This window comes from Xanthobacter cornucopiae, assembly GCF_043195065.2.
Lineage (GTDB): Bacteria > Pseudomonadota > Alphaproteobacteria > Rhizobiales > Xanthobacteraceae > Xanthobacter.
In genome coordinates, this window is record NZ_CM195531.1 from 1,704,000 (window position 1) to 1,724,624 (window position 20,625).

General features: G+C 66.7%; 16 protein-coding genes, 1 tRNA gene and 2 pseudogenes. 9 read left to right on the plus strand and 10 right to left on the minus strand.

The window, feature by feature from the left end; translation table 11 throughout:
• The first annotated feature begins 142 nt into the window (after positions 1 to 142).
• The gene (locus V5F53_RS07665; protein ID WP_393996555.1) at positions 143 to 868 is read left to right on the plus strand and encodes a hypothetical protein; all 726 of its coding nucleotides are present in this window, start codon (positions 143 to 145) and stop codon (positions 866 to 868) included.
• A 35-nt stretch (positions 869 to 903) separates the two neighbouring features.
• Here the strand turns inward: V5F53_RS07665 and V5F53_RS07670 are convergent.
• Positions 904 to 1,664 (minus strand): annotated as a pseudogene (locus tag V5F53_RS07670) (IS5 family transposase).
• Between the two features lie 197 nt (positions 1,665 to 1,861).
• On the opposite strand from V5F53_RS07670, the gene V5F53_RS07675 reads away from it, so the two are divergent.
• The 5 genes from V5F53_RS07675 to V5F53_RS07695 are packed head-to-tail and all read left to right on the plus strand — an operon-like array spanning position 1,862 to position 9,813.
• Positions 1,862 to 3,697 carry a type I restriction-modification system subunit M gene (locus V5F53_RS07675; RefSeq protein ID WP_393996554.1) on the plus strand — a complete coding sequence of 612 codons (1,836 nt, stop codon included), beginning with the start codon at positions 1,862 to 1,864 and terminating at the stop codon, positions 3,695 to 3,697.
• Positions 3,694 to 5,076, plus strand: a complete 1,383-nt coding sequence (locus tag V5F53_RS07680) for a restriction endonuclease subunit S (protein ID WP_393996553.1) — start codon at positions 3,694 to 3,696, stop codon at positions 5,074 to 5,076. The genes V5F53_RS07675 and V5F53_RS07680 overlap by 4 nt, the downstream gene beginning before the upstream one ends.
• A complete protein-coding gene (locus tag V5F53_RS07685; protein WP_393996552.1) occupies positions 5,073 to 5,981 on the plus strand; it encodes a GIY-YIG nuclease family protein in 909 nt (302 codons plus the stop codon). Before V5F53_RS07680 ends, V5F53_RS07685 begins: the two co-directional genes overlap by 4 nt.
• A complete protein-coding gene (locus tag V5F53_RS07690; RefSeq protein WP_393996551.1) occupies positions 5,978 to 6,688 on the plus strand; it encodes a hypothetical protein in 711 nt (236 codons plus the stop codon). Before V5F53_RS07685 ends, V5F53_RS07690 begins: the two co-directional genes overlap by 4 nt.
• Complete coding sequence (locus V5F53_RS07695; RefSeq protein WP_393996550.1) at positions 6,685 to 9,813, plus strand: type I restriction endonuclease subunit R; 3,129 nt, start codon at positions 6,685 to 6,687, stop codon at positions 9,811 to 9,813. Before V5F53_RS07690 ends, V5F53_RS07695 begins: the two co-directional genes overlap by 4 nt.
• Before the next feature lie 306 nt (positions 9,814 to 10,119).
• Here the strand turns inward: V5F53_RS07695 and V5F53_RS07700 are convergent.
• Positions 10,120 to 11,066, minus strand: a protein-coding gene (locus V5F53_RS07700; RefSeq protein WP_509212974.1) for an IS630 family transposase whose coding sequence is annotated in 2 segments (ribosomal slippage) — positions 10,120 to 10,727 and positions 10,727 to 11,066 — 948 coding nt in all. Because the reading frame shifts where the segments join, the coding sequence is not laid out codon by codon here.
• A 154-nt stretch (positions 11,067 to 11,220) separates the two neighbouring features.
• Here V5F53_RS07700 and V5F53_RS07705 point away from each other — a divergent pair.
• Positions 11,221 to 11,403, plus strand: a pseudogene (locus V5F53_RS07705) (transposase); the annotation flags it as partial.
• Between the two features lie 327 nt (positions 11,404 to 11,730).
• On the opposite strand, the gene V5F53_RS07710 reads toward V5F53_RS07705, so the two are convergent.
• The 8 genes from V5F53_RS07710 to V5F53_RS07745 all read right to left on the minus strand — a co-directional run bounded on the left by V5F53_RS07710 (position 11,731) and on the right by V5F53_RS07745 (position 19,250).
• Positions 11,731 to 11,822: transfer RNA gene (locus V5F53_RS07710), tRNA-Ser, on the minus strand.
• A gap of 392 nt (positions 11,823 to 12,214) precedes the next feature.
• Positions 12,215 to 12,622 carry a DUF6165 family protein gene (locus V5F53_RS07715; RefSeq protein WP_393998795.1) on the minus strand — a complete coding sequence of 136 codons (408 nt, stop codon included), beginning with the start codon at positions 12,620 to 12,622 and terminating at the stop codon, positions 12,215 to 12,217.
• Entirely contained in the window at positions 12,619 to 14,712 is a 2,094-nt protein-coding gene (locus V5F53_RS07720) for a tetratricopeptide repeat protein (protein WP_393998794.1), read from the minus strand. Before V5F53_RS07720 ends, V5F53_RS07715 begins: the two co-directional genes overlap by 4 nt.
• Positions 14,713 to 14,853: 141 nt before the next feature.
• On the minus strand, positions 14,854 to 15,567 hold the full coding sequence (locus V5F53_RS07725) for a glutathione S-transferase N-terminal domain-containing protein (protein WP_393998793.1): 714 nt from the start codon (positions 15,565 to 15,567) through the stop codon (positions 14,854 to 14,856).
• 361 nt (positions 15,568 to 15,928) lie between these two features.
• A complete protein-coding gene (locus tag V5F53_RS07730) occupies positions 15,929 to 16,405 on the minus strand; it encodes a GNAT family N-acetyltransferase (RefSeq protein ID WP_393998792.1) in 477 nt (158 codons plus the stop codon).
• The gene (locus V5F53_RS07735) at positions 16,396 to 17,940 is read right to left on the minus strand and encodes a glycosyltransferase family 39 protein (protein WP_393998791.1); all 1,545 of its coding nucleotides are present in this window, start codon (positions 17,938 to 17,940) and stop codon (positions 16,396 to 16,398) included. The genes V5F53_RS07730 and V5F53_RS07735 overlap by 10 nt, the downstream gene beginning before the upstream one ends.
• Positions 17,941 to 18,051: 111 nt before the next feature.
• Positions 18,052 to 18,363: an acylphosphatase gene (locus V5F53_RS07740; protein ID WP_393998790.1), complete on the minus strand. Its 312-nt coding sequence runs from the start codon at positions 18,361 to 18,363 to the stop codon at positions 18,052 to 18,054.
• Positions 18,364 to 18,419: 56 nt separating this feature from the next.
• A complete protein-coding gene (locus tag V5F53_RS07745; protein ID WP_393998789.1) occupies positions 18,420 to 19,250 on the minus strand; it encodes an EipB family protein in 831 nt (276 codons plus the stop codon).
• Positions 19,251 to 19,377: 127 nt separating this feature from the next.
• Between V5F53_RS07745 and V5F53_RS07750 the strand changes: the two genes are divergently transcribed.
• Together V5F53_RS07750 and V5F53_RS07755 are read left to right on the plus strand one after the other, a co-directional pair.
• Complete coding sequence (locus V5F53_RS07750) at positions 19,378 to 19,842, plus strand: RidA family protein (RefSeq protein WP_393998788.1); 465 nt, start codon at positions 19,378 to 19,380, stop codon at positions 19,840 to 19,842.
• Between the two features lie 10 nt (positions 19,843 to 19,852).
• The gene (locus V5F53_RS07755) at positions 19,853 to 20,596 is read left to right on the plus strand and encodes a glycerophosphodiester phosphodiesterase family protein (RefSeq protein ID WP_393998787.1); all 744 of its coding nucleotides are present in this window, start codon (positions 19,853 to 19,855) and stop codon (positions 20,594 to 20,596) included.
• Positions 20,597 to 20,625 lie beyond the last annotated feature (29 nt).

The window sequence follows — 20,625 nt, forward strand, 5'->3', positions numbered from 1 at the left end:
GCGGCGGCTGCCTCCACGGCATCGGCAAGCGCCGCGTGCCGTGGGCTGCCGGGCGGGTCGGGCCGTCGTTGTCTTCAATCCCGCGCACCGTGCGCCGCCTCGCGGCATACGGTGCGCGATGGTCGCTGATCAGGAGACGAGCATGCCGGGGGACGCAGACATCTCTTCCATTCTCTTGCCCATTTTCGTACCGGGCCGCCTTGCAGGCGCGGGCGCGGCGTCCTTGAGCGCGGTGCCGGACGGCGACCGCGTTCAGGTGAACGAAGGCGCGCTTCTATCCTTCGGGGGATCGGTCTCCAGCCAATCCCTTGAGGACGTGTCCAATTCGATCCTCTTCGCCCAACTGGCGGCGGACCATAAGTTCGATCGCAAGACTTCCCCCCAGGATTGGTCGGGAACCTTTTCCAACACCCTGTCGACCGTGGGCTGGATCAGCCAGAGTGCTTCGGCGGACACCCAGACGTTCGGCGGAGACGTGAACTGGGCCGACGTGGTCACATCCGGGATGCCTGCGGCCGTCGTCGGGCTGGTGCGGAAAAGCATTGGCGCGTGCGACCGGCTCCCTGCCGACAGCAAGGCGGTCGGCATATGGAACGACGCCGTCTCGGGCCCCGCGGACAGCTTCTTCCTCATAGGATCGGCCCGCCGCGCCAATCAGGCCCTCACGCTCAGCCTGGCCCGGGCGAGCTTCCAGTCCACGATCGAGAAGCCGAGCTTCCTGGCCTGGGGCATCCGTTACCCGACCGCCCTGACCTGGACCGAGCTGGAGTTGAACGAGGACATCTACAAGCGTGTCCGTCAGTCCATCATCGACAAGCTCGGCAACCGTCCCGACTACCTCACGGCGTTCGTGCCGCTGGAACAATAGGACCGAAAGCGCCGGCCCCGGTTCAGAGCCCAGACTCACAACCCGTCGCAGACGGTGGCGGCGATGCAGAGGGCGGTGGGGAAGGTGACGGCGAAGGGGTCGTGGCGGGTGGCGACACGCCGGAAGTCCTTCAGCCGGCAGGACATGCGTTCGATGGCGTTGCGATCCCGTAGAGCGCTGGAAAGGCGCAGGGTCTCCAGCGCCGCTTGGCCTTGGGCGGGATGTTCGGCAGGGTGCCCGCCTGTTCCACCTGACGGCGGACCGCGTTGCTGTCGCAGCCTTTGTCCCCATGCAGGATGCGGGCGTTCGGCATCTGCCGGAGCAAGCTCGCCGCGGCTGTGCGGTCGGCCACCTGGCCGCCGGTGAGCAGGAAGGCGATGGGCCGGCCGCTGCGGTCGGTCAGCGCGTGGATCCTGGCGGCGCGGGCGTTCCGGGAGCGGCCGATGGCCTGGGCCCGCTCCCCCCTGTCCCGCCCGAGGCCGAGCCGGGGCCTTGACGGCGGAGCTGTCGATCAGCACCTGCGCGGGCGGCCCGCCGGCTCCGGCGAGCGCCTGGAAAGCGCCTGGAAGAGGCCGCTCCCCCCTTGGCGGCCCCCGCGGACATGGCGATTGTAAAGGGTCTTGCGCGGACCATGGTCGGCCGGCGCATCGATCCAGCGTCCGCCGGACTTCAGCGCATGGATGATCCCGCCGATCACCCGGCGGTCATCCACACGCGGCTTGCCGCGCATGTCATTTGACGTTGCCCCCTCCTTCCACCCAGCGGCACCAATGGGGCGCGGCCAAACGTCAGGCATTTGATCCTGCGACACGAGCTGACTTCGCAATCCTTGCCGTGCCGAACATGCCCGAATCGGCGGGGCCCGGCGCAGCCCCTCCGCCTGGCCGGTGCCAGCCATCTGCTTCAAGTTCCCATGTGGCGTTCTCGCTGCGCCCTGTGCCATACCTTGAGGGAAGCGGCGCACATCGCCGAACGTTTGGGGAATTGCGTTCCGTGAACCAGCAAGCGCTGTCCAGTTTCATCTGGTCCGTGGCCGACCTTCTGCGCGGGGATTTCAAGCAGTCCGAATACGGTAAGGTCATCCTGCCCTTCACCGTGCTGCGGCGTCTCGATTGCGTGCTGGAGCCCACCAAGGCGGCGGTGCTCGCGGAATTCGAATTGCGCAGCAAGGCGGGGCTGAACCCGGCGCCGTTCCTGGTGAAGAAGGCGGGGCAAGGATTTTACAACACCTCGCCCTTCGACATGAAGCGCCTCATGGGCGATCAGGATCATATCGCCGCGAACCTCTACGCCTATGTCCAGGCGTTCTCGCCCACGGTGCGGGACATTTTCGAGCATTTCAGCTTCCAGCAGCAGATTGACCGGCTGGCCAAGGCGGGGCTGCTCTATCAGGTGGCGGAGAAGTTCGCCCATATCGACCTGCACCCGGACAAGGTCAGCAACAGCCAGATGGGGCTGGTGTTCGAGGAGCTGATCCGCAAGTTCGCGGAAATCTCCAACGAGACGGCGGGCGAGCACTTCACCCCGCGCGAGGTCATCCGCCTGATGGTGAACCTCCTGTTCGTGGAGGATGATGCGGTCCTCTCGAAGCCTGGCGTGGTGCGCTCGATCTATGACCCCACGGCGGGCACCGGCGGCATGCTGTCGGTCGCTGGCGAGCATCTGGAGGAGCTGAACCCGAAGGCCCGCCTCACCATGTGGGGCCAGGAGCTGAACCCGGAATCCTACGCCATCTGCAAGGCGGACATGCTCATCAAGGGGCAGAATGCCGACAACATCGCCTTCGGCAACACCTTCTCCGATGACGGCCACCCCAACGCGACCTTCGATTACATGCTTTCCAACCCACCGTTCGGCGTCGAGTGGAAGAAGGTGGAGAAGGAGATCCGCAGGGAGCATGAGACGCAGGGCCACAATGGCCGCTTCGGTCCCGGCCTGCCGCGTGTCTCCGATGGCTCGCTGCTGTTCCTGCTGCACCTCATCTCGAAGATGCGCCCCGCCAAGGATGGCGGCAGCCGCTTCGCCATCGTGCTGAACGGCTCGCCGCTGTTCACGGGCGGGGCCGGGAGCGGGGAAAGCGAGATCCGCCGCCATGTGCTGGAGAATGATCTGGTGGAGGCCATCATCGGCCTGCCCACGGACATGTTCTACAATACCGGCATCTCCACCTATGTCTGGGTGCTGACGAACCGCAAGCCGGAGCACCGCAAGGGCAAGGTGCAGCTCATTGATGCGTCCAGCTTCTGGCAGAAGATGCGCAAGAGCCTCGGCTCCAAGCGCAAGGAGCTGAGCGACGAACACATAGCGGACATCACCCGCCTGTTCGGCGATTTTGCCGAGGCGCGGCTGGCCACCGTTCTGGATGCGCAAGGCAAGGAGGTGGCCCGTGCCATCTTGCGCGAAGGGGATGCGGAGCCGGTGGCGCCGGAGGGCGGCAAGGTGAAGCTGGCGCCGCTCTCGCGCATCTTCGCGAATGGGGATTTCGGCTATCGCACCCTCACGGTGGAGCGGCCGTTGCGGGATGCGGCGGGCAAGGTCGTGCTGGGCGAGCGCGGCAAGCAGAAGGGCAAGCCGCAGCCGGACAGCGCCTTGCGCGATACGGAAAATGTGCCCCTGGCGGAGGATGTGGAAACCTATTTCCGCCGGGAGGTGCTGCCCCATGCGGGCGATGCCTGGATTGATCCCGAGAAGACCAAGGTGGGCTATGAGATCCCCTTCAACCGGCACTTCTACGTGTTCGAGCCGCCCCGCCCGCTGGCCGAGATCGATGCCGAGCTGAAGGCGGTGACGGACCGCATCAAGGCCATGATTGAAGGGCTGGCGGCATGAGCGTTCCGCGCTACGACAGCTATAGGGACAGCGGCGTGGAATGGCTGGGCGAGGTGCCGAGCCATTGGGCAGTGATGCGCCTGAAACGGCTTTGCGACATACGCCCCAGCAACGTGGATAAGAAAGCACATGAGGGCGAGGAAGCGGTTCGGCTGTGCAATTATACTGACGTCTATTACAATGAAAAAATCACGGCTGACTTTGATCTCATGGAGGCGACCGCGAGCCTCGATCAGATAGGCCGATTTCAGCTTATGGCTGACGATGTGATTATCACCAAGGACTCGGAGACTGCTGACGATATCGCCATTGCCGCCTATGTCCCCGAAGACATGCCCGGCGTCGTGTGCGGATATCATCTCGCGCTGCTGCGCCCTTCAAGGGACACCAGCGGAAAATTTCTGAAGAGGTATTTTGATAGCATCTTCGCCAAGAGCTGCTTTGCGGCGCGGGCCAATGGACTGACGCGTGTTGGGCTGAGCCAATATTCCCTTTCTAATGTTGAGGTGCCGCTCCCGCCCCCGTCCGAACAAGCCGCCATCGCCGCCTTCCTCGACCGCGAGACGGCGAAGATTGATGCGCTGGTGGAGGAGCAGCGGCGGCTAATCGCCTTGCTGGGGGAGAAGCGGCAAGCCGTCATCTCCCATGCGGTCACCAAGGGCCTCGACCCCACTGTTCCGATGAAGGACTCCGGCGTGGAATGGCTGGGCGAGGTGCCGGCGCATTGGGAGGTATTGACCCTTGGAAGGGTGATTCAATGTATCGAGCAAGGCTGGAGCCCAGCAGCTCATGAGCGAGCCCCCGAGCCTGGAGAGGCAAGTGTGTTGCGTTTGTCAGCTATAAAAGACGGTGTTTTTTGGCCGAACGAGCGAAAGGCCCTTCCGGATCTCTCGGAAAGCGCTTTAGCAAGCGCTCCAAAAGTGCGTGAGGGCGATTTCTTTTTCACCCGCGCCAATACTCCTGATCTCGTTGGTGATTGTGCCATAGCGTATGGTGTTTGGGGCACCATATTTTCTGATTTAATCTATAGGTTGTATTTTGTAGATCGGCTTGTTTTGCCTGAATATATGATTTATTTGTTTAGATCGCCAATTGTGCGCTCTCAGATTAAGAGAGATGCACGAGGTTCAAGCATGAGCATGGCAAAAATTTCACACGGCCATATAAAAAGCTGGTGGATCGCTCTCCCGCCGATCGATGAGCAGAAGGACATTATCAAGCGCATTTCGACTGAGGTGGCAGCGAATCTCGATTTACTGAGAGAGGCCCAATCCGCCATCACCCTCCTCCAAGAACGCCGCGCCGCCCTCATCTCCGCCGCCGTCACCGGCAAGATCGATGTGCGCGGCCTTGTGCCCGCCGTGGAGGAGGCCGCATGAGCGCCATCGGTGAGGGGCGATCCCTGGAGCTGTATTTCATCGATGGGCGGCCGGACGGCATGCTGACGGCGGAGGTGTTCAACTGGACTGGCCATGTGCTCATGGCGCCCCGCACCCAGATCACCGCCGCCCTTGCCCGCAAGGAGGCCCGCTATACCGGCGTCTACCTCCTGCTGGGGGAGAAGGACGGCGCCCCCTGCGCCTATGTGGGCGAGGGCGAGGACATTTCGGACCGCATCCGCAACCACGACACCCGCAAGGACTGGTGGACCACGGCCATCCTCGTCACCTCCGCCGCCAACAACCTGCACAAGGCCCATGTGAAATATCTGGAGGCCCGCCTTGTGGAGGAGGCGCGCTCGGTCGGCCGCGTCCTCTTGGACAATGGCAACACGCCGCCACGCCCCGGCCTCTCCGAGGCGGCGCAATCCAACATGGAAGCCTTCCTCAACTATCTGTTTTTGGTGCTGCCCGCCCTGCGCATCGACATGTTCATCCGCTCCACGCGCCCCGCGCCCAAGGCCGCGCCGGCGTCTGGCGAGCCGCTCGCTCCGCATTTCGAACTGGAGAACCGCAAGCACAGCCTGACCGCCAGCGCCGTGCTGGAAGACGGCGAATTCGTGGTGCAGGCCGGCTCGCTGGCCCGTGCCCGCTGGGAGGGGCAGAACACGCAGGACAGCGGCTATGCCCAGCTCCATGGGGAGTTGAAGCGCATGGGTGTGCTCCAGGAGCAGAACGGCCATTGCGTCTTCACCCAGAACTACGCCTTCAAAAGCCCCAGCGCCGCCGCCGCCGTGGTCCACGGCCGTCCCGCCAACGGGACCATCGAGTGGAAACTGAAGGGCGGCCCTCAAACCTACAAGGACTGGGAAGCCAACCAGCTTGCGCGGCAGGAGGGGGCATGAGCGAGGGTGGGGCGGGCGTCGCGACGCGCGAAATCCTCGAACGACTGCGCTTCGAAAAAGACGAAGCGGCGATGACCGATGAGGCGCCCGCTTATGTGGTCGACCTCGGGAACATCAGATTCACGGTCGCGCGGAACATGAACCGCTTCTCCCGGCCGGTCTTCGCCGTCACCGGCGCCGCTTTCGATCAGCGCACCTCGAAGATGATCAGTTTTGATTTGCCGCTCCGGGTGGACAGCTACGAACAGGGCGTGGCCCTGCTGGCCCACGCCATCGGCTCGGACTACGAGCCCCAGCAGCCCGCCCCCTGGCTGGATCAAGGTCGCAGCTGGAGACACCTCCTGCCGTGGGAGCAGGAGAAGGCCGCCTATGCGACACGTCCCGTCTGCACTGTGGCGCGGGATTGGTTCCGCGTCGCCGGGAACAGATTGCGGACCCTTGCTGAGGTGGCCGATACCTCAGATGTCGCGACCTTCAGCTTTGATGGCCAAGTGCTGAAAATCAATGCAGCGGGCGAGATCCTGGCCATGCCCGCCTCAGGTGCGGCATGGGACATGGTGTTTGCCCTCTCGCTCTGCGGCCTTCGCGCCCTTCCCAAACGCCTGGCGTCCGATCGAGTCTTCGTTGAGGTCTGGACGGGGCGCCTGTCCATCGCGCGGCTGAGCCTGCCGCTGGTCGATCCTGATACCGGGGAAGCACGCGGATGACCCTTCACAAGGAGATCAGCTTCGAGGGCGAGATCTGCGCCTGGCTGTCTGCCCATGGCTGGCTCTATGCGGAGGGCGATGCCGCCCGCTATGACCGTGCCCGCGCCCTGTTTCCGCCGGACCTCATCGCCTGGGTGCAGGAGACGCAGCCGGATGCGTGGGAGGCACTTGCCAAGACTCACGGCGCCGCCACCGAGGCCGTGATCCTGGACCGGGTGCGCCAGCAGATGAATGGGCGTGGCACCCTGGACGTGCTGCGCCACGGGGTGGAACTGATCGGCGTGCGACAGCCCTTGATGCTGGCGCAGTTCAAGCCGGCGCTGGCGCTGAACCCGGACATCCTCGCCCGCTATGGCGCCAATCGCCTGCGGGTGGTGCGGCAGGTGCGCTATTCCCTCGCCAATGAGAACGCCATCGATCTGGTGCTGTTTCTCAACGGCCTGCCCGTGGCGACGGTGGAGCTGAAAACCGACTTCACCCAGTCCATCACGGATGCCATCGACCAATATCGGTACGACCGCGACCCCAAGCCCAAGGGCGCGGCGAGCGAGCCTCTGCTGACCTTTCCAAGCGGGGCGCTGGTGCATTTCGCGGTCAGCAACAGCGAAGTGCATATGGCGACCCACCTCAAGGGCATCGTCACGGGCTTCCTGCCCTTCAACAAGGGCAATGACGGCGGCGCCGGAAATCCGCCGAACCCCCATGGCCATCGCACCGCTTATCTCTGGGAGGAGATCTGGGCACGGGAGAGCTGGCTTGAGATCCTCGGTCGCTACATGGTGCCCCAGCGCGACAAGAAGAAGCAGATTACCAAGGTCCTGTTCCCGCGTTACCACCAGCTTGACGCCACGCGCAAACTGCAAGCCGCCGTGCTCGCGGACGGGCCGGGCGCCAAATATCTGATCCAGCACTCCGCCGGCTCGGGTAAGACAAACTCCATCGCATGGTCCGCACACTTCCTCGCCGACCTGCATGATGGCGAACACCGCAAGATTTTCGACACGGTGCTGGTGGTGTCCGACCGCAGCGTGATCGACAACCAGTTGCAGGACGCCATCTTCGCCTTCGAGCGCACCACCGGCGTGGTGGCCACCATCAAGGGCGAAAGCGCCAGCAAGAGCGGTGAACTGGCGAAGGCCCTGGAAGGCGGCAAGAAGATCGTCGTCTGCACCATCCAGACCTTCCCATTCGCCCTCCAGGCTGTGCGGGAACTGGCGGCCACCAAGGGCAAGCGCTTCGCCGTCATCGCCGACGAGGCACACAGCTCACAGACCGGAGAGGCGGCGGCCAAGCTCAAGGAAGTGCTGTCCGCAGATGAGGTGGCGAGCCTGGGCGATGGCGGCGAGGTGAGCGCGGAAGACATTCTGGCGGCACAGATGGCCGCCCGCGCCAGTGACGCCGGCATCACCTATGTGGCCTTCACCGCGACGCCCAAGGGCAAGACCATGGAGTTGTTCGGCCGTCGCCCGAACCCGGATGAACCGGCGAGCGACACCAACAAGCCGGAGGCGTTCCACGTCTATTCCATGCGGCAGGCGATCGAGGAGGGGTTCATCCTCGATGTGCTGAAGAACTACACCCCCTATCGGCTGGCGTTCCGCCTCGCCAGTGCTGGCGAGGAGTGGGACGAAACACAGGTGGAGCGCAGCGCGGCGCTGAAGGGGATCATGGGGTGGGTGAAGCTCCACCCCTACAACATCTCCCAGAAGGTCCAGGTGGTGGTGGAGCACTATCGTGGGCTGGTGGCCCCCCTGTTGGAGGGCAAGGCCAAGGCCATGGTGGTGGTGGCCAGCCGCAAGGAGGCGGTGCGCTGGCAATTGGCGATCCAGAAGTACATCAAGGATCAGGGATACAAGATCGGCACCCTGGTGGCGTTCTCCGGCGAGGTGGAGGACCCCGCGTCCGGAGAGGAGCCGTTCACCGAAGCGAGTGCCCTTCTGAACCCCGGCCTCAACGGGCGCGACATTCGCGACGCCTTCAATACCGGCGACTTCCAGATCCTCCTGGTGGCCAACAAGTTCCAGACCGGCTTTGATCAGCCCTTGCTGTGCGGGATGTATGTGGACCGCCGCCTTGCGGGCATCCAGGCTGTGCAGACCCTGTCCCGGCTCAACCGCGCCCATCCCGGCAAGGACACCACCTATGTGGTGGACTTCGTCAACAGCGCCGACGACATCCTGGCGGCCTTCAGGACCTATTACGAGACGGCGACACTGGCGGACGTCACCGACCCCAATCTGGTGTTCAACCTCCGTGCCAAGCTTGATGGCGCTGGGCATTACGACGACTACGAGGTGGAACGGGTGGTGCGGGTGGAGATGAACCCCACATCACGACAAAGCGACCTCGTGGCCGCACTCGAGCCTGTCGTGGATCGCATCCAGAGGCGCTATCGGGACGCGCTGGAGGCTCTCAACGCGGCTCGGGCGCAGGGTGTGAAAGAGGCCGTATCCGAGGCCAAGGACGAACTGGACGCCCTGATTCTGTTCAAGTCCGACATGGCCGGCTTCCTGCGCCTGTACGCTTTCCTGTCTCAGATTTTCGACTACGGCAACACTGAGATCGAGAAGCGCTCCCTCTTCTTCCGCCGCCTCTTACCGCTGTTGGAGTTCGGGCGGGAACGGGAGGGCATCGACCTATCGAAAGTCACCCTGACCCATCACAGCCTAAAGGGGCAAGGTCCCCGGACGTTGGCCCTGGGCACCGGCGACAGGCCGAAACTTCAGCCGATCACAGACACCGGCTCGGGCTCTGTGCAGGAGAAGGAGCGGGCGCGCCTCGCTGAGATCATTGCGAAGGTGAATGACCTTTTCGAAGGCGACATCACGGACAACGATCAACTCGTGTACGTCAACAACGTGCTGATGGGTAAACTGCTCGAATCCGAAACCCTTGCGCAACAGGCGACCAACAACACCAAGGAGCAATTCTCCAATTCGCCAGATCTGTCCAACGCAATCCTGAACGCGATCATGGATGCCCTTGATGCCCACAGCACGATGAGCCGACAGGCGCTGGACTCGGAGCGGGTGCGGGCGGGGCTGAAGGACGTGTTGCTGGGACCTGCACAGCTTTACGAAGCGCTGCGCCAGCAGGCGGGCGAAGGCCGTGGTTCGGCTGCCTGATTGACTGCTCCACACGCTGGGGGCGTCGGTAGATTTGAGATAACGATGTCAGGCCCAATCTAAGTTACGTGCCCTCACCTCTCTGTAGTTGCGCCGGCGACATCGTACCTGAATTCTTGGGAGAGCCAGCCATGGTGGTTCCACCCCCAAGCTGGCCAGGGGGAGGCTTCGCCTGCCCCCGTGGACCCCCACCGCTCCCGGAGCGGGAGAACGAACGCATGTATTCCCCGAAGCTGAATCGCCGGACCAGAAGCGCGCATGTCCGCCTGTCCCCGGCGCCGGGAACCGCGCTAGAGCGATTTCCGTTCATAATGGCTCATATCCTGCGGCCATGAAGAAGTTCTGGCATTCCTTTGGCGTGAAGCAGTCGATGAGGCGACCGATGGTGTCCCACAGGCCGGCGACGGAGCGCTCGGCGGCTTTGCGCAGGAGCGCCTTGAGCTTTGAGAATGCCTTCTCGATGGGATTGAAGTCGGGGCTGTAGGGCGGCAGATAAAGCAGACCGGCGCCGGCAGCCTCGATGGCGGCGCGGACCTGTGGCCCCTTGTGGGAGCCGAGATTGTCCATCACCACCATGTCGCCTGGGATGAGCTCGGGAATGAGAACCTGTTCCACATAGGCCTGGAATGCCACGGCGTTGATCGGGCCGTCGAGTACCATGGGTGCGACCATGCCGGTGGATCTCAGGCCGGCGACGAAGGTGGTCGTCTTCCAGTGGCCGTGCGGCACGCCGACCCGCAGGCGTTTCCCGCGCCGGCAACGGCCGTGGCGGCGCGCCATGTTGGTGGAAGCCCAGGTCTCGTCGATGAAGACGAGCCGCTCCGGGTCCAGGTCCAGTTGGCCGTCGAACCAGGCTTGGCGCTGTTTCAGGATATCGGGGCGGTCCTGCTCGGCCGCGTGCGCGGTCTTTTTTTCCAAGTGATGGCGTGACGGTCGAAGAAGCGCCAAAGCGTGCCGATGGCAAAGCGGTGCCCGTGGGCGGCCAGCTGATGCTGAAGCTCCATCAGGGTGATGTCGCTTGTCTCCTCCACCAGCCTCAGGATCAGGTCGGCCTGCGCCTCGATCCGGGCGGAGAGGGTGTCACCGCCGCGCGGCTTGGCCGCGACGCTTCCGGTTTCCCGTACCCTGGCGCACCAGCGCACGGCGCTGGCGATACTCACCCCGAAGCGCTCGGCCGCCTGCCGCCGCGACATCCCGCCCTCGACGGCGGCAACCACCCGCTCCCGCAGGTCCAAAGACAGCGTCCTGGCCATGCATGTCGGCCTCCCTCTCCGACACGAAGCGTGAATCAGAACGCAGCTGATTTGGGAATCCCAGACGACTCAAAACGCGAGGAAATCGCTCTAGGCTCAGGACCCATTGATTGGCAGGCGTCGATGTGATTCAGGCTCCATAGGGAGACTGAGCATGAGTGACCTGTATTGGCTGACGGACGAGCAGATGGCGCGGCTTGCACCGTATTTTCCCAAGAGCCACGGCAAACCACGGGTCGATGACCGGCGGGTGCTGAGCGGGATCATCTTCGTCAACCGGAACGGGCTGCGCTGGCGGGATGCGCCGCGGGAATACGGGCCGAGCAAAACATTGTATATGAGCTGCGCCGAGTTAGCAAGACACCGAACGTCGTCCGCTTCGGGTCCGGAGGGAAAGAACCGTAGCGAAGACTTGGCCTTTCAAGGCCGCCGGCCATTCGGATACCGTTACTGACCCAGCTTTGGTACAAGACGAGAAGAACGGGTCAGTCTGATCCCTCGAGATTCGACGTTACCCAAGAGCATCCAGAATCGATCCAGCTGAAGTTCAGCTCGTCCGTACATATCCTCCGAAAGCCGACGATCGCGCTGGGGCAGATGCTGGGGCAACCATTTTCCCGGGACGAAATTTTTCTTAAATACCAGCCACATAAGGCAGATAGAATGGCGGAGACGGAGGGATTCGAACCCTCGAGACCCTTTTGGGGGTCTGCTCATTTAGCAAACGAGTGCCTTCAGCCTCTCGGCCACGTCTCCCGCTGCCTCTCCTATGCCGAACCGAAGACGGCTTTGCAAGGTGTCCGATCGGGTTTTCCAGTGAAACGAACATCGCCTGCCCGCCTGACACCCCGGCGCGGCTCGCCGGCCCGCCCCGCTCCCTCATGCCAGCAGGGCGCCGGACAAACGCGCCCAGCCGATCGCCCGCCCAATCCGCCGGCGCGGACGCGATCCGGCGGGAGGAGGAAGACCGCTTCAGCCGTCTCCAGCCGTCCATGCCCCAGGGGCAAGCTTCGACCGGGACCGCGCGGGTGTGCTTCGCAGGTCAGGACACCCGCGAACCGGCGCGCCGTGCAACGCCTGTGGAAAGGAGCCGCGAATGGCGCTCCTGCGCCACAGAACCCACGGAGCCAGGGCGATCGGCGCCCGCCCTACGCCGCCGGACCATCTCCGTAGGATTTCTCCTCCACAAGGCGCGATCCGGACGCGAGGTTGATCCGCCGCTTCAGCGCCGCCCGCTCGTCATTCAACCGGTACACCGACCGGGCGGCGGCGATGAAGTCGGCATCGAAGCGCTGCTCCGCCTCCAGGCGCCGCAAGTCGTCCTCGACCCGCCACAGGCGCCCGTTCACCTCACGCAGGGCCGTGAACAGATCCTCGAAGCGGCCGCCCAGCCCCGCGGAGAGTCGCACCGCCTCCAGCGCCTCAAGCTCCAGCGCCACGTTGGCAACCTGCCCGCCGTCGGCAAGGTGCGCCTGCTTCAGCATCAGGATGGAGATCTTGTCGAACAATTCGCCGACAGCAATGGGCGCCAGGATGACCACGCCAGCCGGGCTCATGCGCTCCCCTTCTGCCGCAGCAGGGCCTGAACCGCATGGGCGATGCGGGCGAACACCTCGTCCCAGTCGCCCGCGCGCTGCTGGCGGAACAGGCGCACGGTGGGATAGAGCGCAGTGCGCTCGCCCTCGCGGCCCCACCGCCAGTCCGGCACCGCCCGAAGCGCCAGGAAGGCCGGGCGCCCCCGCGCGCCAGCCAGATGAACCAGCGAACTGTCGCTGGTCACCACCACGTCCAGATGCTGCAGGATGCCGGCGGTATCGACGAACGTGCCCTCGGCGTCACGATCGGCGGACAGGCGCACGATGCGGGCACCGAACGGCACGGTATCGAGCTGCTCCTCACCATGGCCCCATTGCAGGCTGACCAGTTCCACGTCCTCCAGTTCCGCCAGCGGCGCGAACGCGGCCAGCGGCACCGAACGCCCCACATCCACCGATGGCGAGGGGTTGCCCTGCCAGGCAATGCCGATGCGCAGGCGCGGCTGCCGCTCCTCCACCGGCTCGAACGGATCCTCCAGCGGCGGCGCGGCCTCCTCCGGCTCGCTCGCCTCCCCCTCCAGCGGCTCGGGCGCGGGGTCCGGGGGCGGCGGCTCGGCGAGGCGCCAGCGCCGCCAGCGGGCCACCCGCTCGGGATCGGCGGTGAGGTAGGGCGCGCCTGGCCAATGGGCCGGATCCGGCGCGATCAGCCCCGGCAGGCTGGCGAGCGGCACCCAGCGCACCCGCGGATGGCCGGCATCCACGAGGGCAAGGTCGCTGATCACCGGCACCCGCGCGTCGATGCGCGCCAGAAGCGGCGCATGCCGGGCATGGGTGAGAATGCGGGCGCGAATGCCCCGGTCCGCCAGCACCCGCACCAAGCGGCCGAACTGGATGAGATCGCCAATGCCCTGCTCGCCGAGGACGATCAGGTCGTCCACCGGCTCGCGGCCGTCCCAGCGCTGGAAGGCGAGCGGAACGTAGGACGGCGGCAGCATGCGGGCGCGGCTCTCATAATCCGCCCATCCCTGGTCCCAGCGCCCGTGCGCCAGATGCTCCGACCCGCTCATATAGCGCGCCAGCGGCAGATCCGGGTCGGCGGCGAGGGCGAGGGCGAGGGCCGCGGCGGCGCCGTCCGCATCACCGAGGTCCCGCTTCAGCGTCGCCACCGAGACATGGCCCAGCGCCAGATCCGGCTGCAGCGCCAGCGCCGCCTCGGCATCCGCCAGGGCGGCCGCCAGTTCGCCGCGCGCCCGCTTCACCTCCGCCCGCTCCTGCAGCACACTGAAGCAGCTCGGATCGCGCGCCAGCGCCGCGTCGCAGACGTCCAACGCCGCGTCAAGATCGCCCTGCTGGCGCAGCACGCGGGCGAGGTGGCCGGACCAGGCGACCTGATCGGGCGCCGCCTTGATCGCAGCGGCGAAGGCCGCGCCCGCTTCCGCGCCATGGCCAAGGCCGAGCAGGCCCTGCCCCCGCATGAAATGCGCGTCGGCCAGATGGGAGTCGAGGCGCAGCGCCTGGTCGGCGGCAGCGGTCGCCTCCTCGAACCGGCTCAGCTCCAGCAGCGTCCCGGCGGTGGAGATCCAGTGGCGGGCATCCCACGGCTGCATGGAGGTGAGCGCCTCGCAATCGCGCAGCGCCTCCTGCGACCGGCCGATGCGCGACAAGGCGGTGGCCCGGTTGGCCAGCGCCTCGGCGGCGCGCGGGTCGAGGGCCAGCACCCGGTCGAAGCGGGCCACCGCATCGGCGTGGCGCCCCAGCGAGACCAGCACGTTGCCGGCGAGATAATGGGCCTCAGCCAAGGCCGGATCGAGCACCGCCGCCGCTTCATAGGCGGCCAGCGCCTTGTCCCAGGTGCGGCCGGCCTGCAGCGCGGCGCCCAGCAGCACATGGGCATCGGCCAGCGAGGGAAAGGCGTCGCGGGTCTTGCGCGCCACCACCAGAGCGTCCTTGAAGCGACGGGTCTGCAGCAGCGCGAACACCAGGAGCCGCTGCACCTCGAACACCGGCTGCGCCTTCGACAACCTGCGGTAGATATCGATCGCCTCGTCCAACTTGCCTTGACGATGCAGCTCAGTCGCCCGGCTGAAGGCAGCGCGTGCATCGATCGACATGGGTCGGCGGCTCCTGGCGTCCGGTGGGGCTTTCCGCGAGAGTCTTAGAGCACCTTAGGGTTGGATGGAAACGCAATCCGCACGCGCCGCCGCCGCAAAACAGCCCGCAAAGCGTCACACTTCCGGCGGCGGGACGGTTCTTCAGCGCCCGGCGCGCTGGCCGAACAGCACCGCCTGGGCGTCCTTGTCCTTGGCGAGATCCAGCTTGGAGCGCTCCTCGGCGCTCAGCGACAGGCCGCGCTGCACCGCCGGCCGCGCCAGCAGCCGCGACAGCCACGCCTTAAAGTACGGGAACTCCTCGATATTCTGGCCCTGCCGCTCCCACAGCTTGGCCCATCCCACGCAGGCGATGTCGGCGATGGAATAGTCCCCCGCCAGGAACTCGCGGTCCTTGAGGCGCGTGTTCATAACGCCGTAGAGCCGATGCACCTCGTTGGTGTAGCGCTCGATGGCATAGGGGATCTTCTCCGGGGCATAGATCCGGAAGTGATGCGCCTGCCCGGCCATGGGGCCAAGGCCGCCCATCTGCCAGAACAGCCACTGGTCCACCTCGACCCGGCCGCGCTCGTCGGCGGGGTAGAACAGGCCGGTCTTGCGGCCGAGATACTGGAGGATCGCCCCCGATTCGAACACCGAGATGGGCTGCCCGTCCGGCCCCTCGGGATCGACGATGGCTGGCATCTTGTTGTTGGGGGAAATGGCCAGGAACTCCGGCCTGAACTGGTCGCCCTTGCCGATATTGACCAGCTTCACCGTATAGGGAAGCCCGCATTCCTCCAGCATGATGGAGATTTTCCACCCGTTGGGGGTCGGCCAATAGTGAAACTCGATGGGCTGGGTCTGGACCTGTGCCACGATTCGCTCCCCGAAACTCTGCCGTTCCAGCCGATCATGGCGGCCGCGGGCCCTGCCCTGTCGCGACCCGGCCGAACCCGCCGGGCGCTTCCTCCCGCCCGGCCGGTCGAACCCCGGTGCGCGCCCGCATCGCCGGCGCGCCTCGCCGACCACCGATGCGCGGCTAACAGGTAACCATCAGGCACGAAATCAGCAAGAGCAGCCCGGTTGCGCCCATCCCCGCCGGTGCCAGGTCCGGAGCCGGCGCCTCCGCTGCCGCACCGGTGGACGCGAAAGGCATGACGTCTCAAGGCTCTGGCCCCACCGCTCCGCAGGAGCTGCCGGCACCGATCTCACCGCGCCCCAATCCGCGCCGGACAGGTCAGAGGGCGATCTTGAAGCCGAGGTGGGAGGAGGAGAAGCCCAGGCTCTCATAGAATCGGTGCGCCGCCTCGCGCCGCCGGCTGGAGGTGAGCCCGAGGCTGGCCGCCCCGGCGGCGCGTGCTTCCGCCATGGCATGGCGCACCATGCGGGCACCGATGCCGCGCCCGCGCAAATCGGGCGCCACCTGCACCGCCTCCAGGATGGCGCGCCGGGCGCCACGGCCGGGCAGGCTGTGGGCGAGCACCAGCTCGAAGGTGCCCACCACCCGGCCATCGAGCTCGGCCACATAGAGCCGGGTGCCCGGATGGGCGGCGATGGCGTGGAACGCCGCCACGTAATCGGCGAAGGCCTCGCCATCGGTGGTGTCGCCGTGCCCGCCCAGCGCGTCGGCGGCGAAGATGGCCACCAGCGCCGGCAGGTCCGCCTCGCGGGCGGCGCGGAACGAGAGGCCGTCGTCGGGCACGGTCAACGGCATAGCGGGTCATCCGGCGGCAGGGGCGTGAACTGCCAGTCGCTCCAGCGATGGGGATTCATCAGCGGCGACGACCATTTCACCGACAATTCGATGGTGTTGAGCCCCGGCGGCGGCAGCAGGCGGAACGGCAGTCCATTGACGATGCCGGTGATGCGCGCGCACCCGGTGCTCGGGCGCGACGGCGGCCGATATTGCGGCTCGTTGACGATCACCACCCGGGCCTCGGGAATGGCGGCGCGCAGCCGCCCGGCAGAGGTGCGGTCGTCGGTCACCAGGGTCGGCGCCGGGCCCAGGGCCTGCAGCACCGTGGGCGCCAGGCGGTGCAGCGGCTCGGCGGCCACGCAGCGCCCGCACAGGCGCGGGTCCGGCCACAGGGGAATGGCCACGCGCACCGCCAGCACCCCCACCACCAAAGCCAGGAGGATGCCCAGATAGGCCGGCAGCCGCGCCCGCCAGCCGCCCACCCGCTCCAGCTCGGCGAACACATAGACCGGCAGCAGCAGCAGGAACACATGGAAATAACGATCGCGCAGATTGGTGGTGCCCATCGCCACCACCGCGACCAACGTGACCAGCAGGCCGATGACGATGATGCTCCGCAGCACCCGTCGCGCCCCGTCGCGCTCGGCATCCGGCACCACCAGCGCGCCCTCGCCCCGGTTCCAGGGCAGGAACACCAGCCCCACCAGGGCGACGAACGGCAGGGCATAGCCCACCAGCGCCACCACATAGCTTTGCACCACCGCGTCCCAGCCGAAGTGGGTGGCGCCGATCGTCTCCGCCGTGGCAGCGACCACGTTCTGCTTCAGCAGATGCAAGGCAAGGCCATAGATGGCGAGCGGCACCGCCGCCACCGCCGCCGTGAGCAGGATGCGGCGATCGATGAGCGCGCGGCGATAGCCCGGCTCCAGCAGGCACGCCACAACCAGCACACCGAGAAACGCGGCAAAGCCGAACTTGCCCAGCAACCCCACCGCGATCCAGGCGCCGAGCCCGGCATAGAGCTTCGCACTGGGCTGCCGCACGATGGCGATGAGCGTCAGCATGGCCCCGGCGATGGCCACGATCATCACGTTGGAATGGGTCAGGATGCGGTGGCTATGGTACCCCACCACCCACAAGGCCGAGAGCGAATAGACCGCCGCCGCCTGCAGCCGGGGATCGGCGATGACGCGCCGCGCCACGCGATAGACCAGCGCCGCGCAGGCGAACAGCAGCGCATAGCGCAGGATGGCGAAGCTCAGCCGACCGGAGCCGACCACCTGCTGCAGGCCGTAGAGCAGCCAGTCGAAGAACGGCGGATTGCGCGGGACGTAGCTCAGCTCCAGCGACTGGACGAGGTAGCTTTCCACCGCGTCATCGACATTGATCGCCGATTCCAGGACAGCGCCGATGATGGCGTGCAGCAGGCACCAGAGGCCGATAATAAGGACGACGCCGTTCGGCCGCGCCCACGCCGGCAGCCCCGCGCCGGCCCGCCCCGACCCCTCGTCCGCATAAGGCTGCTGCGCGGCACGCGCTGGACTCTCGATCACGGGGAGACGCCTCCGGGAACCTGCGACGCCTGCTCTATAGCCAGCAATGGAGGCAGGCGCCACACGGCCGCCGCGGCGCCGGTCGAACGCCGGGCAGGTGGCGCAAATCGGTCACAGGGTGTCGAGGATGACGAACGCCGCGCGGTCGCGCTCCGAACCGCCGGCGCCAGCTGTGGCCAGAGCCGTCTCGGCGGCATCGTGCAACAGCAGATCGTCCACCCGCGCGCCCGGCGGTCCGGCGCGGCAGGCATCCACCAGCGCCGCCACCAGGGCCTCGTCGCCGGCAGCCACCAACTCCACCGCGCCGCTGACGCGGTTGCGCACCCAGCCCCGCAGGCCCCGCGCCCGCGCCTCATGGGCGCACCAGGCCCGATAGCCAACCCCCTGCACCCGGCCCCGAAGGGTGATGTGGACCACGCGCATCCCGATTCTCCCCCTGGCGGCACCGGCGCCGCGCCGCCCGTGCCGCGGCGGTCGTCCTATGGCTTGCAGTCGCCGCCCGGCAGGGCCTCGAAGGACGACATGGAGCCGATCAGCGCGAACCGGCCATAGTCGATCTTCAGGGCCCCCACCACGCCGTTGTCGTAGAGGGTGAAGTTCATCACATAGGCCGGCCCCTCGTCCATGGAGCCGGGCTCGTAATAGCTCACCGCCACCGGATAGGAGAGATGCCCGGCCAGCGCCGCCTCCGCCGCCGGGGCGAGGCGCGCGCCGCCGCTGCGCGGGCGCCCGATCACCGCCAGCGTGTCGTAGACCTTGTCGGGGTCGCTGGCGCCGTCATAGACCTTGGCCGCGAGGGTGCCCGCGCCGGCCGCCGCCGCGTCCAGCACCTTGAGCACATGCTGGGTCGGCATCAGAATCGCGCCCTCCAGGGTCAGCACCTGATCGGCGGGCTTGGTCACCACCACCTTCAGCCGGTCGGGCCCGGGGCGGGTGACGCTGGCCTCCACCTCGTCCGTGTCGGTGGCGGTCTCGGTGGTGCTCAGGAAGCGATACGATTCGCCGTCGCCCGCTTCCCAGGCCTTCGAGGTCACGGTCTGGCGCAGCGGGCCGCCCTCCCCGCCCCGGCTCTCACTCGCCTGGCGGGTCAGCGTGCTGTAGCCGGCGCAGGCGTCGCCGGTCATCTGGTAGTCGATGCGGCCGCTCATGTCCTCGAGCTGGCCGGTGGGCCGGGAGCCGTCGAGGGTGAGGGCATAGCTGGCCCGGTGCGGCAGCAGCGCCAGCGCCGACGCCGGTCCGCACAGGCCGAGCAGCATCGCCAGCCCGACGCCGGCACCCGCCAGCGCCTCGGCACCCGATCGAAGCCTCATGCTCACCCCTCCTCGCCTGTTCGCGCCGGCGCGCCGGCGTGTGATACGCTTGCGCGCCGCTGCGCCTTCGGCGAAGAGGAAGGCTCAATTGCGCACACTGTGTGGCAGGAGCCCGCAAGGAGTCCCGATGACCTCGTCCGTTGAACTGAAGCTCGCCGAACTCGGAATCACCCTGCCCACACCGAATCCGCCGCTGGCCAATTATGTGCCCGTGGTGCGCACCGGCAACCTGCTGTTCATCTCCGGCCAGGTTTCCATCGACGCCACCGGGCAGATCATCACCGGCAAGCTCGGCGGAGGGGTGGAAATCGCCACCGGCCAGGCCGCGGCGAAACTGTGCGCCATCAACCTGCTGGCCCAGACCAAGGCGACCATCGGCGACCTCGACAAGGTGGTGCGAGTGGTGAAGCTGGTGGCGTTCGTGAACTCGACGCCGGATTTCGTGGACCAGCCCAAGGTGGTCAACGGCTGCTCCGACCTGCTGGTGGAAGTGCTCGGCGACAAGGGCCGGCACGCGCGCTCGGCGGTGGGCATCGCCGCCCTGCCGTTCGACGCGGCAGTGGAGGTGGAAGCCGTCATCGAAGTGGCCTGAGGCCGGACCGATGGGCGGCCTGTCCTGGCTTACCGCGCGGCCGGTCGCCCATCGGGGTCTCCACGATGAGCGCGCCGGCATCATCGAGAACACGACCTCCGCGGTCCAGGCGGCCGTGGCGGCGGGATTCGCCGTCGAGGTGGACCTTCAGCTGGCCGCCGACGGCGTGCCCGTGGTGTTCCACGATTCGACCCTGGAGCGCCTGACCACCGCCCATGGCCCGGTGGCGGCGCGCACCGCCGCCGAGCTCCAGGCGGTGGCGTTCCGCGCCACCGCCGACCGCATGATGCGCCTCGACGACCTGCTGGCGCTGGTGGACGGCCGGGTGCCCCTCGTCATCGAGCTGAAGAGCGGACGGGAGGCCAACACCACCCTCGCCGCCCGGGCCGCGGAGCGCATCGCCGCCTATGACGGGCCCGCGGCGCTGATGTCGTTCGACCCCCGCCTGCTGCCCACGGTGCGCGCCGTGGCGCCGCTGGTGCCGCGCGGCATTGTCGCCGAGCTCGCCTTCAACCCAGCGGAATGGCCCGACCTGTCCACCCTGCAACGCCTGGTGCTTGGCCACCTGCTGCACTGGCCGGCCTCCCGTTTCCAGTTTGTCGCCTATCGGGTGGCCGACCTCGGCGCGCTGGCGCCGCGCATCGCCCGCCGCCTCGGCGTGCCGGTCCTTACCTGGACCGTCCGCACCATCGATGATCGCGCCCGGGCCGCACGCGCCGCCGACCAGATGATCTTCGAGGGCTTCCGCCCCTGAGCACCACCCCGCCGCGCCGAGGGGTGCGA